This is a genomic window from Microvirga lotononidis, assembly GCF_034627025.1.
GTDB classification, from domain to species: domain Bacteria; phylum Pseudomonadota; class Alphaproteobacteria; order Rhizobiales; family Beijerinckiaceae; genus Microvirga; species Microvirga lotononidis.
The window spans coordinates 1,115,856-1,131,471 of sequence record NZ_CP141050.1 but is presented as its reverse complement, the minus strand read 5'-3'; the positions used below and the strand labels follow the sequence as shown (position 1 = coordinate 1,131,471).

Below are 15,616 nucleotides of genomic sequence, written 5' to 3'. Positions count from 1 at the left end.
TCATGGCAGGATGGTGATGTTCAACGTCACCCTCCGAGAGGAGCCCCACCATGACCAACTCCAAGGATAAACCTGCCGCGGCCGCCATCAAGGACCTTCTGAGCCAGAACCCGGACGGGCTGCGCGAGATCGTGCGGGCCGTCATGCAGGAGATGCTCGAAGCCGAGATGACCGATGCGCTCCAGGCCGAGAAGGGCGAGCGCACCGCCTCCCGCCTCGGCTACCGCTCGGGCTATTACACCCGCACCCTGGTGACCCGCGTGGGCAAACTCGAGCTGCGGGTGCCGCAGGACCGGGACGGGCGCTTCTCGACCGAGCTGTTCGAGCGCTATCAGCGCTCCGAGCAGGCGCTGGTCGCCACCCTGGCCGAGATGTACGTGCAGGGGGTCTCTACCCGCAAGGTCAAGGCCATCACCGAGGAGCTGTGCGGCCACAGCTTCTCGGCTTCCGCCATCTCCTCGATCAACAAGCGGCTCGACGACAGCCTGGCCCAGTTCGCCTCCCGCCGGCTCGAGGAGCCGTTCCCATACCTGATCCTGGATGCCCGTTACGAGAAGGTGCGCGAGGGCGGCATCGTCCGCTCGCAGGCGGTGCTGATTGCGGTGGGCATCGACTGGGATGGCCGGCGCCAGATCCTGGGCGTCGAGATGGCCAACCGGGAAAGCCAGTCCTCCTGGCGCACGTTTCTGCTGGGCCTGCGCGAGCGCGGGCTGTCCGGGGTCGAGCTGGTGGTGGCCGATGATCATGCCGGGCTGAGAGCGGCGATCCGCGAAGTGCTGAGTGAGGCCGCCTACCAGCGCTGCTATGTGCACTTCCTCCGCAACGCGCTCGATCACCTGCCGCGCAAGGCCGATGACGACTGCCTGCAGGAGCTGCGCTGGCTCTACGACCGGCGTTCGGTCGAGGAGGCGCGGCGGGATCTCTCCGCCTGGATCGCCAAGTGGGAGGCGCGCTACCCGCGCCTGATCGCCTGGGCCGAGGAAACAATCGAGGAGACGTTCACGTTCTACCGGCTGCCGCGCCAGCACCATAAGCATCTCAAGAGCACCAACATGCTCGAGCGCCTGAACGAGGAGATCCGCCGACGCACCTACGTGGTGCGGATCTTCCCCAATGCCGCCTCATGCTGCCGGCTGGTGCGGGCGCTAGCGGTGGAGATGCACGAGAACTGGCTCGAAGCTCACCGCTACCTCAACATGGACGATCTGAAGGAGCACAAAAAGGATCAACTCCGCCAAGCCGCTTAGCCAGCCTGTCGGCCGCCCGCTTTGCAGAACTTGACGCACACAATCCTAATGCCCTCGTTTTCAAAGCATTTTCGCCGGCTGCAGGGAAGCCCTCCCCTCCCCCGCCGGTTAACAAAATGACTTGAAAGACGTCTTCAAACGATCGTTAGTACGCGCCTTGTGAAATTGTACAAATCGGCTTCACGTCGCTTGAAAACGCCGCCCTACGTGTTTACATACATTGCATGGCACATGTGATAACAATGAGAGAACTCCAGAAATTGTCGGCGGCTTCGATCGAGCGGCTGCCAGGTGCTGTCCCTGTGCAGAGCGATGGGCGAACCGTTGCTCTGCTCGTCCCGCTGCGTCCCGCGTCCGAAGCGGCCCGGGCACGGTTTCGTCAGGCGCTGGCACAGGCACACTCCCAACGCTCTCCCGAGGAGCAGGCTGCCCTTGACCGCGAGTTCGGTCCTTGAGCCGACCGCGCGGCGTTCCAGCCGCCTTGGTGGTCGACGCCAATATCCTTGTAGCCGCGGTCCTGGGGTCAATGACCGGTGCACACCTGGACCTGATCTCAGGACGGCGGAGCCTGCTCACCAGCGAAGAAGCCTTTGATGAGGCCTATCGGGTCATCGGGCATGTCAGGCCCAGCGATCTCGCCGTTCTGGAAAGCCTGCTTGAGCTCGTCACCATTATCGCCCGTGAGGACGTCGCCGACGAGGATAGGACAGCGGCTGCAACGGCGCTCAGCAACGGGCCGGCGTCCCGTAACGGCAGCGTCACCGATGCCCACTTGCTGGCTTTGGCCTGGACCTTGGATGCCGACCTGTGGAGCCACGATCGTGATTTCGCGGGGACCGGCTGGCCCTCGTGGTCGACCGCCAACTTGTTGTCAGCCGTATAAGCTTCGCACGTCATCCTCTCGATCGTAAGCCCGAGAACCGAACCGAGATGAGTGCCCCCTGATGGCCCCCTCCCCTGCCCCGAAACGGCGCCTGATCGGCTATGCCCGCGTGTCGACCGACGACCAGATGACGGACGCCCAGCTCATCGAGCTCGAGGCGGCCGGCTGCGGGCTAATCCATCAGGAGCAGGGCTCCGGGGGTTCCCGGGCCCGTCCGGTTCTTGCTCAACTGCTCAAGGAGATCCGGGCTGGTGACGTGCTCGTCGTCGTGCGCCTCGACCGGCTGGCGCGTTCGGTGAGCCATCTGCTCGAGGTCATTGAGGGGCTCGAGAAGAAGGGCGCGCATTTCAAATCTCTCCAGGATCCGATCGATACATCGACACCCCAGGGCATGTTCTCGCTGCAAGTGCTCGGTGCGGTGGCGCAGCTCGAGCGATCGCTGATCTCCGAGCGCACCAAGGCCGGACTACGGGCCGCCAAAGCCCGCGGGAAGGTTCTCGGCAGCCCCGGGGTTCGCGAACACCGCCCGGAAACTGTCCGCCGACTGACACTTGCCCGAGAGAAGCGGTATCTCGACCCACTCATTGCCTCGGCCGATCGCTGGATGCCCACGGTGAAGCGCATGCGGCCGGGCCAGCCGTGGTCCGACGTCGTTCAGGTTCTGAATGGATGGGGCCAAGATTGGACGGCGGAGCGCCTTCGGCGTGCCGTTCGAAAACTGGTCTCGCAGCGCATGGCCGATCCGGCGTTGCTTCAGAAGTCCCCTCCCCGCCCCTCTGCGGACCGGCTCATGACGCTGATCGCTGGCATTGCCATGGCCGATCCGGGTCTGTCGCTGCGGGATATTGCTGTGCAACTCGAACGCATGCGCGAGCGAAACCCACGAGGCGGGACAAAATGGAACGCCTCTTCCGTCAAGCAACAACTCGATCAAGCGCGAAGGGCCGGGCTGATTCTGCCGACTTCCCCGGAGGACGCAGCATAGCGCTTCTCCAGGGAACCTGGTTTACGAGCGGAGCCGAAGGTGTAACGGCCTATCCTCAGAGGGCGTTGTCGACAGGACGGAAAGGCAGCTGTCGAGGGGGCAGAGTGCTCTCAAGCCCCTGCCTGTTCTCCTCGACTAGGTTCTAGAGCTCCGCTCGCTCCTTTAGGTAGTCTCTGTGAGCTGGAATCGGAACGCACGCACTTCTCATGGTCATGCGAGCCAGCTCGGCATCAAAAAGCTCGTTAACCATAACTTGCAGTTTGGGGCGGCTCACGCATTTCGCCAACAAACCCAGGAACAGGCTCTCAGAATGTGTTTCCTCGGAAACCGCATGCCTTGATGGTCGAGATCGGCACAAAGCAGCCAGCTCGGAACCCGAGAGCTCGAATGGGGTGCCACGCCTATCATCCACGACGCTCCCCTGCCCCATAGCTCTTCCCCTATCGCCGGCTGACTCCCTAAGCTACGCGAAGTATAACATACTAGGTCGTCAGGAAATGCCGCGCCATCCTCGTCTGCTGGGAGCCTCTTCTCAGCTGAGAAGTTTCTGCCTAGAGCCGAGGTGTCGAACCCATTTCGACAACCGGCTGTGCTTCGAAGAGTCCGCCTATTCGAGTAAAAGTGGCTCCTAATGGATACTCTCGAAGTTCTCAGCTGAGAACTTCCAAGGCCTAAATGAGCGTTTTCGCGCCTCGACCAATCGTACGCCGGGTACACAGCGAGTTGTTAAGAGCAACTGGCTGACATGGTCGCAGCTGAGGAGCTTATACCGAAACAGGCTCGGGAGTATTGAGTTGTCTGGTACCGATCCGTGTTAAGTTAAGGCATCATATGAGCGAACAAGTTTTCTGCAGTCGGATGCCTTTTTTCACGATACCTCTCAGCCAACATGCATAGCCACAGCAACAAGTTCTCAGCTGAGAAGACCGCAAGGCCATTTGCAACTTTAGCGGCAAACTCTGTCAGCCGCCTCGTTTAGCAACCTGGATGCCAGTCGGGGGCCCAGGACTCCGGGTCCTATGGTAAAGGGCCTCTCTGCTTCAGAGATCAACCCAACAGACCGGCCAGTAGCCCTACCGGGCCAAGATGCTACCTCAAGGCAAGGTCAGAACAGGTCGTCGATATCAACGCTCTCAGCTGAGAAGTACTGCGGTCCCGGGATTGGCGAATAACCCTGCTAGAACCATACCTTCAGTTCGTACTCCGCCGTGTTTGAGCGGGGTGGGGCCCTTCCTTGGTGTCTTCTTCACATCGAGTTCTGAGCTGAGAACTCCCGGATCGGTCCTATACTCCTCACCTTAATCTTCCTACCAACTGGAGAACCGGGGAACGGATCGGCTCGCATTCAAAGCCTTTCTGAAGTCTCAGCTGAGAAGACATGGCCACCGGTAGGCGGCGCGACTGAGACACGTGTAGTGCCTTGGACCTGAAAACAAGAGTTCTCAGCTGAGAACTGCCGCGCAGGTTTAGATACGATCTGGGACCGCCCGATTGGATTCTCCGGCAGCAAAGTGTGTCGCCCGCTCCGGGGTGGTCAGTGGATGCAAAAGTTCTCAGATGAGAAGTTACAAATTTGGGCCTCGGTGCCGTTTCCGATAAAAATGAGTCGCTCACAGTCGATGAGTCCGTGAGATCGCTCAAAGGAGCGAAGACTTCTCAGCTGAGAAGTGCCTTGGTTCCGGATTAATCCCGACCAGCCCACTCGCTCCCAATCTTCTCAGCTGAGAACTCCGGGTGGAGGCAGATGCCAGCATCACTGACAAAATCGGCTCGAAACGTCTCAAAAGAGGGTCTCATTAACGATTTGTATAGAATTTCGACCTTTTAGTAACGGAAGAGGGTGCTTTTAGCCCCGGGTTTCCGTCTGAAGGAGAGCCAAAGTGTCTCTGGCCCAACCAAGAATCGACTTGGCGTCTTTCGTTGACCAAGAAGTCATCCGAAAGCACTCAAGCGATCTATCCGCAAAGCTTCATGCACAGCGTGTGAAGCAGAATCATCCTGGCATCCAAAAGCGGCTTCGCAAGTTCACCTCAGGCGAAGTCGCGAAGATGATCGGTATTGCGGATAGCTACCTGAGGCAGTTGGCGTTGGAGGGGAAGGGGCCTCAGGTCGAAGTCCTCCCGAATGGTCGCAGGCTGTACTCGGTCGAAGACATCAATGCTCTGCGCTTTCACCTGGATAGCGCCGATAAGGCCCGCCGTCACTACGTTAAGCATCGTGGTGAGGGCGAACACCTGCAGGTCATCAGTTGTGTCAACTTCAAAGGTGGCAGCGCCAAGACGACTACCACAGCCCACCTGGCACAGTATCTTGCCCTTAACGGATATCGCGTGCTCGCCGTAGATCTGGACCCACAAGCTAGCCTCACGGCTATCCACGGGCTTCAGCCTGAACTAGACGTCGGGGACCACCAAACCCTCTACGGAGCCATCCGGTATTCAGCCGACGCCTGCCATCCCAAAGATGTGATCCAGAAGACTTACTTCCCGAATTTGGACCTCATTCCAGCCAACCTCGAGTTGACCGAATTCGAGACCGAAACGCCAATGCACCTCCGGAGCCATAACCGGGACGCGTCGGTCATGTTCTTCGAACGTGTTGGGCTGGCTCTCTCTGCTGTAAGTGATCAGTACGACATCGTTCTGATCGACTGCCCACCTCAACTCGGCTTCCTCACCATGTCGGCTCTCAGCGCCTCTACCGCGCTGGTGGTCACCGTGCATCCGCAAATGCTGGACGTCATGTCGATGTGCCAGTTCCTTAAAATGACATCCTCAATGTTAGACGTTGTGCAGGATGCAGGTGGCAAGGTTCGTTACGACTGGATTCGCTACCTTATTACGCGCTTCGAGCCGAGCGACAAGCCACAAGCAGACATGGTCGATTTCATGCGGGGCATGTTCAAAGAGTATGTTCTGACCAACGCAGTGCTCAAGAGCACCGCGATCTCGGATGCAGGGATAACTAAGCAAACGCTCTATGAGGTCCCTCGTGAGGACTTCTCGAAAGGTACCTACGACCGGGCCATGGAGTCGTTAAACAGCGTCAATGCTGAAATCGAAGAACTTATCAAAGCCGCATGGGGGAGGGTGTAATGGGTAAGCGCGACAGAAAGTCTTTCCTTGATCCAGATATGGACGATTCTCTTGCACCACTCGGGGTTGTCGGCGGGACCGAACGGCCGGCTACCCCTCCTCAGGCATCCGCCACCGAGGGCTCATGGCTCCGAAGCATTAGTGCAACGATGAGGACTCCCCCTAACCCGAACAACCCAATCGGGGCAATGCGAGAGGTTATCGAACGCAGGCTTGAAAACGCAGGCCCTGAGGTGGAGGCTCTAAAGTCAAAACTTGAGGCTGGCGAGACAATTATCGAGCTTAGCCCAGATGAGATCGATCCTTCGTTCATCTCCGACCGCATGGAGATCAGCGACGCTGAGATCGAAGAGCTCGCCCAGCAGATTCATGAGCAAGGTCAGCTCGTCCCGATCCTGGTGCGCCCCCATCCCGAAAAGGAGGGACGCTACCAAGTCGCATTCGGTCACCGCCGTCTTCGCGCCGTTGCAAAACTCGGGATGAACGTCCGCGCAGTCGTCAAGAAGCTGACCGACGCAGAGCTCGTAATTGCGCAGGGTCAAGAAAATAATGCACGACTCGATCTAAGCTTCATCGAAAAAGCGCGATTCGCTTCGGAGCTTGAACAGCAAGGCTATGCTCGATCAATCATCAGCGCTGCTCTGACGATCACTGAGAACAACCTCTCAACCATGATCAGCATTGCTAATCGCATCCCGCGCGATGTGATCTACGCGATCGGTAAGGCTCCTAGTATTGGCCGCCCTCGGTGGAATGACCTTCTGACCATCTTTAAGGAAAAGGATAAAATCAAGAAGGCACTGGCTTTCGTAAAGACCGACGAGTTCCGAGCCCTTCAGTCTGATGATCGGTTCGTGGCCCTTTATGATCAGGTCATGAAGAAGGAGGCGACTGCGAGCACCACGAAAGTTGCTCCCGTGCAGACCTATCTCAATGACTCGTTTGGACGCCGGCGAGCCAGCATCAGCACGACGGATGCCCGTTGCACGATCCAGATCGACCGCCGCGACGATCCTGGATTCTCTGACTTCCTGGTTCAGAAGCTTGAAGAACTGTGTCGCGAGTATGAAGCACCCAAGAAGGAAGGCGATTGACCAAGTGGAGGGTAGGGGGCTTTGCTCACTATCCTCCACATGCTGTCCAACAGTATAATCATTACGTCCGTGGGCTGCTTTAAGCTGGGCAAGACACTGTGAAGGGGGAGAAGAGGGGCACATCTTTGAGAATGGGCAGTCCCTGGTATGCTTTGAACGAGAGTGCCGTCATCGCATGTCGCCTCATGACGGCAGGCGAGTGCCATGACATCAGCGGGGACGCGGCTGTTGCAACGAGCTTTAAAGGCAAAAATGGCATCCAGCCCCACGGGCTTTGTACAGGTTAAGAACGCGGATTAAACGAACGGTTGATGTCGCCGCCAGACTGCTTTTTGAGGGCTGCTGTAGTCGTACTTTCTTAGCCAGTTGCGGGGAATTTGCTCTGCGGGGCGGTCAGAAGCGGCCAAGATTGGCGCAGATCGGCCGATTTAGGGCCTAAACAGCCTGGAATGCCAGTTTTCAAGCGGCTCTCGCTCCGCACGGCAAGCTGTAGCCAAGTCGCTGGACACTACGGTTATTGAAGTAGACTCTTTCTTATACAATAGCTTAGATGTTGCGAAGCTAGTGACGGGGCTGGTAAGCGGGGCAGATTGGCAGGCAAAAGGATCCCCAGGTAAGCGCGTAGCTGATGCCGTTCAGGGGCGATAGTTCCACGGCATGAGAGCATCGATCTCGCGGTTGGGCCACCCGTTGGCGATGCGCTCAAGCGTTTGCGTCAGCCAGGCGTGTGGATCGACGTTGTTCATTTTGGCCGTGGCCAGAAGGCTGGCAATAGCAGCCCATGTGCGACCGCCGCCATCGGAGCCGGCGAAGAGCGAGTTCTTGCGTGTGATTGTCTGAGGCCGGATCGCGCGTTCAACCGTGTTGGAATCCAACTCGACGCGTCCGTCCGACAAGAACCGCTCTAAAGAGGCACGGCGCGTGAGCGCATACCGGATCGCCTCGGCCATCTTCGATTTGCGCGACAGCTTTGGCAGTTCCTGTTCCCACAGCGCGAAGAGTCCGCTCACGACAGCAGCCGATTCCGCCTGGCGGGCCTGCCTTCTTGTTCCCACATCCTTGCCGCGAACCCTCTCCTCCAGAGCCCAGAGCGAAGCCATCTGCTCCAGCGTCTGCGCGGCCACATTGGAGGCAGTCGACACGTGCAGCTCGTAGAATTTCCTGCGCACGTGCGACCAGCAGGCGGCCAGCTGCACGCCTTCATTGGCTCCCTTCGGCCGGGCAAGGCGATGATAGGCCGTGTAACCATCCACCTGCAGAATGCCGCGATAGCCCTCCAGGTGATGGACCACGCACTCACCGGCCCGACTGTCCTCAAAGCGGTAGACGACGATCGGCGGATCGCGGCCGCCAAACGGCCGATCATCGCGCACATAGGCCCACAAGTATGCTGTCTTGGCCTTGCCCATCCCGGTCGGCAGGGTGGTCTCATCGGCAAAGATCCGCTCGCCCTGCTTGATCCGCGCCAGGGCATACGCGGCCAGGGGCTCGAGCTCAAACCCGACCTTGCCCATCCACTGCGCCATCTGCGAACGCTCGATGAGAACCTGGTCGCGGGCGTAGATCGCTTCCTGGCGGTACAGCGGCAGGCCATCGGCGTACTTCGACACCGCGATCTGGGCCAGCAGCGCCTCGGTGGGAATGCCGCTGGCGATGATCCGGGCCGGCGCCGGAGCCTGAATGACGCCGTCGCGGCCCTTGTAGACATACTTGGGCCGGCGCGTGACGATCACCCGGAACTGCGCCGGCGTCACGTCCAGCCGCTCGCAGACGTCCTCGCCGATCCGGATCCGCTCCAGCCCTTCGCAGCCCGCAGGATCATCCGGCTCGATCACCACCTCAACCCGTTCCAGATGCGCTGCAAAGCCTTTGCGCGGGCGCGGTGGCCGCTTGGTTGACGAGCGTCCCAGGATCTCGTCCCTCTCGACCTCGAGGGCCGCCACACCGGTCTCGATCTCATCGAGCGCGAGGGCATACTGATCGTCCGTCAGCCGAGCCTTGCCGAGCCGCTCGGATCGGGTGCCGTAGCGGGCCCGCTCGAGCATCTTGACGATCTCCATCAGCCGCGCGATCCGCTCCTCGGCGCCTTGGTTCACCTGCTCGAGATGAGCATTGCGCTGTTCCAGACGCGCGGTCTTCTCGGCCATCGCCCGCACCATCGCCTTGAGCGCGTCGACATCATCGGGAAGGGTGGAATCATGGGCCGTCATCGCGTCCATCAGAGCATGGCGGGACCACCTGCCGAAGCGGCTCTCCGGCTCTGATTCATCATGCCGCAGGGAGAACTATCCGACCGATTGCGGAGCCCTGACGCTCACGGCGTGCACCCGCTTCCAGTCCATGCCATCGACCAGAGCGAGCAGCTGAGCATGATTGAGCTGCACCCGATGCTGACCGATCCGCGGCCAGCAGAAGTGCGCCTTCTCCAAGCGCTTGCTGTACAGGACCACGCCGGTGCCGTCCCACCAGACGATTTTGACACGATCCGCCCGTTTGGCCCGGAAGACGTAAAGCGCGCCGCTGAAGGGATCGGATCCGGCCTCGCGCACCAGCGCCAGCAAGCCGTCCGGACCTTTCCTAAAATCAACCGGATGGCTGGCCAGGAACACCTTCACGCCGGCCGGGATCATGCTTGTCGGACCGCCCGGAGGATGTTGACCAGGTGGTTCTGATCAACATCAGCCCCAACGCGAACCACCACGTCAGCGACAACGATCTCGATCATCGAGGCGGATGTCGGCGTGACTTCAACGAATCCAAGCCGCTGCTCATGGGGCTCGCCTTGGACGGCACCTGCCTGCATCGCCTTGCGGCGCCAGCCGAACAGTTGTGCTGGCGCAATCCCGGCCTGCCGCGCAATGGCCGACACATTGGCCCCAGGCTTAAGAGTCTCCTCAATGAGGGCCATTTTGGCTTCAACCGACCAGCGCCGGCGGGGCCGATCGGGACTCACCTCCAGGCGGCTGGGGATGGCTTCCAGGACATGGAAACTTCTATCATCAGACATAGGCGCAGACATAGAAACTGACACCGAAAGCTCCTCACTTTGATGTCAGTAAAGATCAGCCATCGCATCATGCCGCGCCAGATGTGGTCAGCTTACCGCTTACATCCCCAGAGGCGTCGATGTGATTCAATCCGTGGATGACGGGACCACACCCTCATTTCACCCAGCCCCTGTCCTGAAAGGCTCTGCGCCAGCCGGTCTCAGATCTAACCACCACCCTCAAGCTTGGCGAGCGGGGCTTCTCGCAACTGCCGACCCACAATCAGGCTGTGCGGGAGAGGACAAGCGGCGGCGTCTCGATGTTCGTAACTTGTACGCTGCAATCAGGTCCTTCAAGGCCTGATTGCATCCTGCCCTCTGACATGATCAAGGTCGCGGTTGCCGCCGCAGCCCGAGCCGACAATCGTTGTCAGTGTATGCTTGTCCCTCCAGCTGCAAAGAGAGAGGTTGCGCCATGATCCCTGCGCTTATGACTGTTCCCGCGGACGTCTTCACCGAACCCAGCGATGTCGATCCGGAAACACTGAACAATCTGGGTCCCTTGCGACGGCTGGCGGGACGCTGGCGGGCGCGCAAGGGCATTGACCTCAATCCCAAGGCAGAAGGCCCGGAGCGGCGCGTGTTCATCGAGACCATCGATTTTCGGGCGATCGACCCGCAGACGAACGGACCACAGCTGCTCTACGGCCTGCGCTACCACATCCACATCACGACCGAGGAAGAGGACATCACCTTCCACGATCAGGTCGGCTATTGGCTGTGGGAGCCGGCCACCGGCCTTGTCATGCAGACCGTGGCCATCCCGCGCGGGCAGGTTGCCATCGCGGCGGGCAAGGCGACAGCCGACGCGGACGAGATAATTGTAACGGCAACCCGCGGGCAAACCGAATATGGCATTTGCTCGACAACCTTTCTGGAGCAGGCGTTCCGCACGGACACTTACAAGATCACGATCACCTTCCACCCAGATGGAAGCTGGAGCTACGTGACTGATACCGAGCTGCTGGTGCATGGCCGGGACGCGCCTTTTGCTCATCAGGACAGGAACACGCTCCACCGGGTCGGTGACGCAAAGCCCAATCCCCTGGCGATGATTTTGGCCAAACGAAGGGCAGGTTGAGCGGAGTGGCGCGGCCGGTAGAACGTCGCTCCGTCTCGAATCTTATCCGCATGACGGTTCGGGCCTTCGCCTCCCAATCTGCCCCGCTTACCGGGGCTGCTGGTGCGCTTGAGTTTGACCGACGAAGGACCGGAACGGTCCGCGATCGCCATTCCCGAATTACCGTGGGAGACAATTGCGGGTCGTCTGGAGCAGCTCACGATTGCCATTCTCCGCTTCGATGCCCGGTTGGAGGCTTCCGGCCTTTCGGCGGGGTGGCAATCCCGTTGCGATATGACCGAAGCCGTCCGAGCGCTCATGCTCGATGGCCATCTGGTCGACGTCGGCGATCTCGTCCTGCATGACGCCGGAATGGATGTTCGGAGCCCGACCCATGAACTCACCCGGGCGGCCGCGGCTCTCAAATCTCGACGGACGGCAATGGCCCGCAAAGCCCCTTGGCCAGTGTCTTTCGACGGGCTCGCGGCCCTAAGGGGTGTTGGCGGGATCGGCTTGGAAGCAACGGCATCGAAACGTAAGCGGCCTGATCCGGATGATGACGAGGCTTACCCGGCCTTTGCCAATGATGCCGACCCCTGGCAGGCGCATTTCGCTGAAATCGACGCCGTGTTGGATCGCACCACCAGGGTCCTGGCGGGTGAAACTCCGCTGCCGAAGAGCCGGTCGCACCTGGTTTATGACCCGGATCAGGACGAGGCCGAAGCCGAGGACTTGTGGCTCGATCTCGTCAAACGGACTTCCCACTGGCCGGCCATTGCCGCCGCGGCGGTGGCTTGGAATGCCTGGCTCGATCTTAACCTCTATACCCGCTTGCCGTGGCTCGGGCTGACAATGGCCGCCTCTATCCTGAGAGCGCGAGGGCTCACGACCCATCTCTTGCCACTGGCCGCCGGCTTCAAGAAGTCGAGGTTCCGTCCACAGGGCAGGGAAGGGGCCAAGGAGAAACTCGACGGCTTTTGCAGTGTCGTCGAGGAGGCACTCGAGATCGCGAACAAGGATCTGGAGAGGCTAATTCTGGCCAAAGAATTGATGGGGCGGGTCACAGCCAAGACTCGCTCGAACTCGAAGCTGCCGGAACTGGTCGATCTGTTCCTGTCCCGCCCATTGGTGACCATGCCACTCGGCGCGAAATTGCTGAAGGTCACCCCAAAGGCAGTGGACCTCATGCTGCATCAACTGGGTGGGGCTCTCCCACGGGAACTGACCGGCCGAACCCGTTACCGAGCATGGGGCATCGTATAAGGGCGGCTCAACGTGCCTCGGGACGAGTTTTACAACACGACGTGCGCCTAGGCTGTCACCGCTTCCGATCCGGGCGCGATCATTTACCCCATTTCCTTTGTCCAATGGATTTCCAGAGGCTTCTCTGGCTTATTTCGATCAGGGCCGATTGTGGCCTGTGATGCACAGATTTCGTTGAAGTCCCGCCCGATGCCCCTGTCCAAGATATTGCCTCGTGACCTCCATTTCCTGGTGTAAGAACCTGCTTACTCGCAGTCCGGTCCTGAACGTTCTGGTTCTGGCTGCGGTCTTCAACCTGTTTTGCGTGGCCCTCGTCTACGATGAACGGGGGAACGCGTCCGACCAAGCCAAGGCAGCGTCAAGCAATCTTGTTGCATCGGTGAGCCGAGATATCTCCCGCAACATCGAGATCATCGATCTGACGATCCAGAAGGTTATAGATCGGGTCACTCAGCCGGGCTTCACCGAACTGGGTTCTGACCTTCAGCGCCAGTTGCTGTTCGACCAGGTTGCGACGGCGCAATATCTCGCCGCCATTGCCGTCGTCGATGAAACCGGAAAGCTGAGATATCACTCTCGTTTCACGGACCCGAACATCATCAACCTCTCTAAACAACAGTATTTTACCGTCCACCGTGATCGCCCGGATGTGGGGCTCTACGTTTCGCTACCGATCAAGAGCCCGGTTGGCCTTGGATGGGGTATTGTGTTCAGTCGGCGGCTTTCTCACCCGGATGGCCGGTTCGCTGGGATTGCGTATGTCGGCCTGGGCTTGGACTACTTCACCGATCTGTTCGGCAGAATGGACCTGGGACCGAATGGCTCCATGTCGCTCATGCGCGCGGACAAGAGGCTGCTCGTGCGGCAGCCGTTGAACGAAAAGCATCTCGGCACGGACGTCAGTGGGGCGGAGCTCTATCGTTACTATCCGCAGGAGCGCTCAGGGTCGTACGAGGCGACCACGTCTCCACTCGATGGTATTCCGCGGCTGTACACCTTCACCCAGATCGGGGATTACCCGCTTACCATCAGCGTAGGACGCTCCCTGCAGGATGTCTATGCCGCCTGGCGAAGCCGAGCTCTGACGATCGGCGGCATTGTGCTGGTCCTGACCGGGGCCATGATCGCCCTGGCTCTGAGCCTGCGCCGGGAATTCCGCTGGCGGCGAGCGGCGCACCAGGAGGCCTTGCACAACGAAGCGCTCTTCCGAGGAGCCATGAAGGGCGCAGGCATCGGGACGGCGCTTCTGCACCTCGACGGAACCGTGTTCAAGGTAAACCCGGCCTTCTGCCGGCTGTTCGGGTTTTCCGAAAGGGAGATGCTGTCGAAGACGGCGGCCGACCTGACGCCTCCGGATGACGATCCACCAGATGATGGCCCGCTCTTGCGAGGAGAGATCGCCTTCGCGGAAAGCGAACGGCGCTTGGTGCGCAAGGATGGGGTGGAAGTTTGGGTCCTCAGGTCTGCCTCTCTCCTGCGGGACGAGGCAGGTAAGCCCGCCTACATGATCGTGCAATTCCAGGATATCACGGCCCGGCGAGAAGCCGAGGAGCGGCTCAGATATAATGCGACCCATGACGAACTGACCGGCCTTCTGAATCGATCAGCCTTCGAGCAGAGGCTTGAAGAGGCTCTGGCGGAAAGCCGTGATACCGGCATCAAGCATGCCCTGGCCTTTGTCGATCTCGACCGGCTGAAGATCATCAACGATTCCGCCGGTCATGTCGCCGGCGACGCCCTGTTGCGAGGGGTGGCAGGGGCCTTACCGAGTTACCTGCGCGATGGCGATGTGATTGGCCGGCTCGGTGGAGATGAGTTTGGCATCATCCTGCTCGGGTGCTCGCTCGATGATGCGACACTGATCCTCGAGGAGCTCAATACCGCGCTCGGTGCGATCCAGTTCCCCTGGGACGATCGCAGCTATAGTGTCGGCGCGAGCATCGGGGTAACCGAGATCACGCCGAGCACCCGCTCCCCAAGCGCGGTCCTCGCTCAGGCGGATGTTGCCTGCCTGACGGCCAAGATGGCAGGACGGAACCGGGTCAGCATCTACAGACCCGAGCAGAGCGAAGCGGTTGATCGCCACCGCGAGATTGCGGTCGCTGCCGGGATTAAACTGGCCATAGACGAGGGTCGGCTCCGGCTGTTTGCTCAAAGGATTGTTGCGTGCGCGGATCCGACCCAGCAGCGGTATGAGGTCCTGGTGCGGATGCTGGACAGGGATGGGACGATCATCCCGCCGTCTGTGTTTGTTCCGGCGGCGGAACGGTATGATCTCATTGGCGCTATCGACCGTTGGGTGGTCCGGGAAGCGCTGACCTTTCTTGGACGGGCAGGGGGCCTTGACCAGCATCCCCAGATCCACCTCAACCTGTCGGCAGCCTCAATCGGTGATGCTTCGTTCGTGGCCTACGTGCGCGAGATCCTTGAGATTTCCGGAATCGCGCCCGAGATCCTTGCATTCGAGATCACGGAAACCACCGTGGTCAGCAATATGGCCGTGGCCGCGAAGACAGTCAGCAAGCTACGAGAAATCGGATGCCAGATTGCGCTGGATGATTTCGGCGTAGGCCTGAGTTCGTTCAACTACCTGCGCCAGTTCCCGGTCGATATCGTCAAAATCGACGGGAGCTTCGTTCACAACATGACGACGAACGCGGTGGATCGCTACATCGTCAAATCCATTCACCAGATTGCCAAAGAACTCGGGGCACAGACGGTTGCCGAGTTCGTCGAGGACCAAGCGACCTTAGAATTGGTCTCGTCCATGGGGATCACGTTCGCCCAGGGTTATGCGATCCACAGACCCGAGCCCTTCGAGGAGATCATGGCAGACCACGAAATCCGGGCCGAAGTGTAATGGCGGCGATCCACTATCTATTGGGCAAAGGTGAAGATTGAGCCTTGTGAGGATCGCTCCTGCGTTGGGTCGTCTAAGCTTTC

11 protein-coding genes are annotated in these 15,616 nt (G+C 59.9%); 8 read left to right on the top strand and 3 right to left on the bottom strand.

What is annotated here, in order from left to right; all coding sequences use genetic code 11:
- Nucleotides 1-50: 50 nt before the first annotated feature.
- The 5 genes from U0023_RS35190 (at nucleotide 51) to repB (ending at nucleotide 7,304) form a co-directional block, all read left to right on the top strand.
- Nucleotides 51-1,247 carry an IS256 family transposase gene (locus U0023_RS35190; protein WP_009489732.1) on the top strand — a complete coding sequence of 399 codons (1,197 nt, stop codon included), beginning with the start codon at nucleotides 51-53 and terminating at the stop codon, nucleotides 1,245-1,247.
- A 484-nt stretch (nucleotides 1,248-1,731) separates the two neighbouring features.
- Nucleotides 1,732-2,130: a PIN domain-containing protein gene (locus U0023_RS35185; protein WP_322883915.1), complete on the top strand. Its 399-nt coding sequence runs from the start codon at nucleotides 1,732-1,734 to the stop codon at nucleotides 2,128-2,130.
- Nucleotides 2,131-2,191: 61 nt separating this feature from the next.
- Nucleotides 2,192-3,115: a recombinase family protein gene (locus tag U0023_RS35180; protein ID WP_009492191.1), complete on the top strand. Its 924-nt coding sequence runs from the start codon at nucleotides 2,192-2,194 to the stop codon at nucleotides 3,113-3,115.
- 1,880 nt (nucleotides 3,116-4,995) lie between these two features.
- Nucleotides 4,996-6,210 carry a plasmid partitioning protein RepA gene (repA, locus tag U0023_RS35175; protein ID WP_009492190.1) on the top strand — a complete coding sequence of 405 codons (1,215 nt, stop codon included), beginning with the start codon at nucleotides 4,996-4,998 and terminating at the stop codon, nucleotides 6,208-6,210.
- Nucleotides 6,210-7,304, top strand: a complete 1,095-nt coding sequence (gene repB, locus U0023_RS35170; protein WP_009492189.1) for a plasmid partitioning protein RepB — start codon at nucleotides 6,210-6,212, stop codon at nucleotides 7,302-7,304. Before repA ends, repB begins: the two co-directional genes overlap by 1 nt.
- A gap of 635 nt (nucleotides 7,305-7,939) precedes the next feature.
- On the opposite strand, the gene tnpC is transcribed toward repB, so the two are convergent.
- The 3 genes from tnpC to U0023_RS35155 form a co-directional block, all read right to left on the bottom strand.
- Complete coding sequence (gene tnpC, locus U0023_RS35165) at nucleotides 7,940-9,514, bottom strand: IS66 family transposase (protein WP_009492188.1); 1,575 nt, start codon at nucleotides 9,512-9,514, stop codon at nucleotides 7,940-7,942.
- 75 nt (nucleotides 9,515-9,589) lie between these two features.
- The gene (tnpB, locus tag U0023_RS35160) at nucleotides 9,590-9,934 is read right to left on the bottom strand and encodes an IS66 family insertion sequence element accessory protein TnpB (RefSeq protein WP_009492187.1); all 345 of its coding nucleotides are present in this window, start codon (nucleotides 9,932-9,934) and stop codon (nucleotides 9,590-9,592) included.
- The gene (locus tag U0023_RS35155) at nucleotides 9,931-10,311 is read right to left on the bottom strand and encodes a transposase (protein WP_280942700.1); all 381 of its coding nucleotides are present in this window, start codon (nucleotides 10,309-10,311) and stop codon (nucleotides 9,931-9,933) included. Before U0023_RS35155 ends, tnpB begins: the two co-directional genes overlap by 4 nt.
- Nucleotides 10,312-10,765: 454 nt before the next feature.
- Here U0023_RS35155 and U0023_RS35150 point away from each other — a divergent pair, with 454 nt between their 5' ends.
- The 3 genes from U0023_RS35150 to U0023_RS35140 all read left to right on the top strand — a co-directional run bounded on the left by U0023_RS35150 (nucleotide 10,766) and on the right by U0023_RS35140 (nucleotide 15,533).
- The gene (locus U0023_RS35150; protein WP_009492185.1) at nucleotides 10,766-11,431 is read left to right on the top strand and encodes an FABP family protein; all 666 of its coding nucleotides are present in this window, start codon (nucleotides 10,766-10,768) and stop codon (nucleotides 11,429-11,431) included.
- Nucleotides 11,432-11,533: 102 nt separating this feature from the next.
- Nucleotides 11,534-12,673 carry an RHE_PE00001 family protein gene (locus tag U0023_RS35145; protein ID WP_280942692.1) on the top strand — a complete coding sequence of 380 codons (1,140 nt, stop codon included), beginning with the start codon at nucleotides 11,534-11,536 and terminating at the stop codon, nucleotides 12,671-12,673.
- Between the two features lie 214 nt (nucleotides 12,674-12,887).
- A complete protein-coding gene (locus U0023_RS35140; RefSeq protein ID WP_009492183.1) occupies nucleotides 12,888-15,533 on the top strand; it encodes an EAL domain-containing protein in 2,646 nt (881 codons plus the stop codon).
- Nucleotides 15,534-15,616 lie beyond the last annotated feature (83 nt).

Coding starts and splice junctions, on each gene's coding strand:
- U0023_RS35190 (WP_009489732.1), top strand. CDS start 51: ATGACCAACTCCAAGGATAAACCTGCCGCGGCCGCCATCAAGGACCTT.
- U0023_RS35180 (WP_009492191.1), top strand. CDS start 2,192: ATGGCCCCCTCCCCTGCCCCGAAACGGCGCCTGATCGGCTATGCCCGC.
- repB (WP_009492189.1), top strand. CDS start 6,210: ATGGGTAAGCGCGACAGAAAGTCTTTCCTTGATCCAGATATGGACGAT.
- tnpC (WP_009492188.1), bottom strand. CDS start 9,514: ATGACGGCCCATGATTCCACCCTTCCCGATGATGTCGACGCGCTCAAG.
- tnpB (WP_009492187.1), bottom strand. CDS start 9,934: ATGATCCCGGCCGGCGTGAAGGTGTTCCTGGCCAGCCATCCGGTTGAT.
- U0023_RS35155 (WP_280942700.1), bottom strand. CDS start 10,311: ATGTCTGATGATAGAAGTTTCCATGTCCTGGAAGCCATCCCCAGCCGC.
- U0023_RS35150 (WP_009492185.1), top strand. CDS start 10,766: ATGATCCCTGCGCTTATGACTGTTCCCGCGGACGTCTTCACCGAACCC.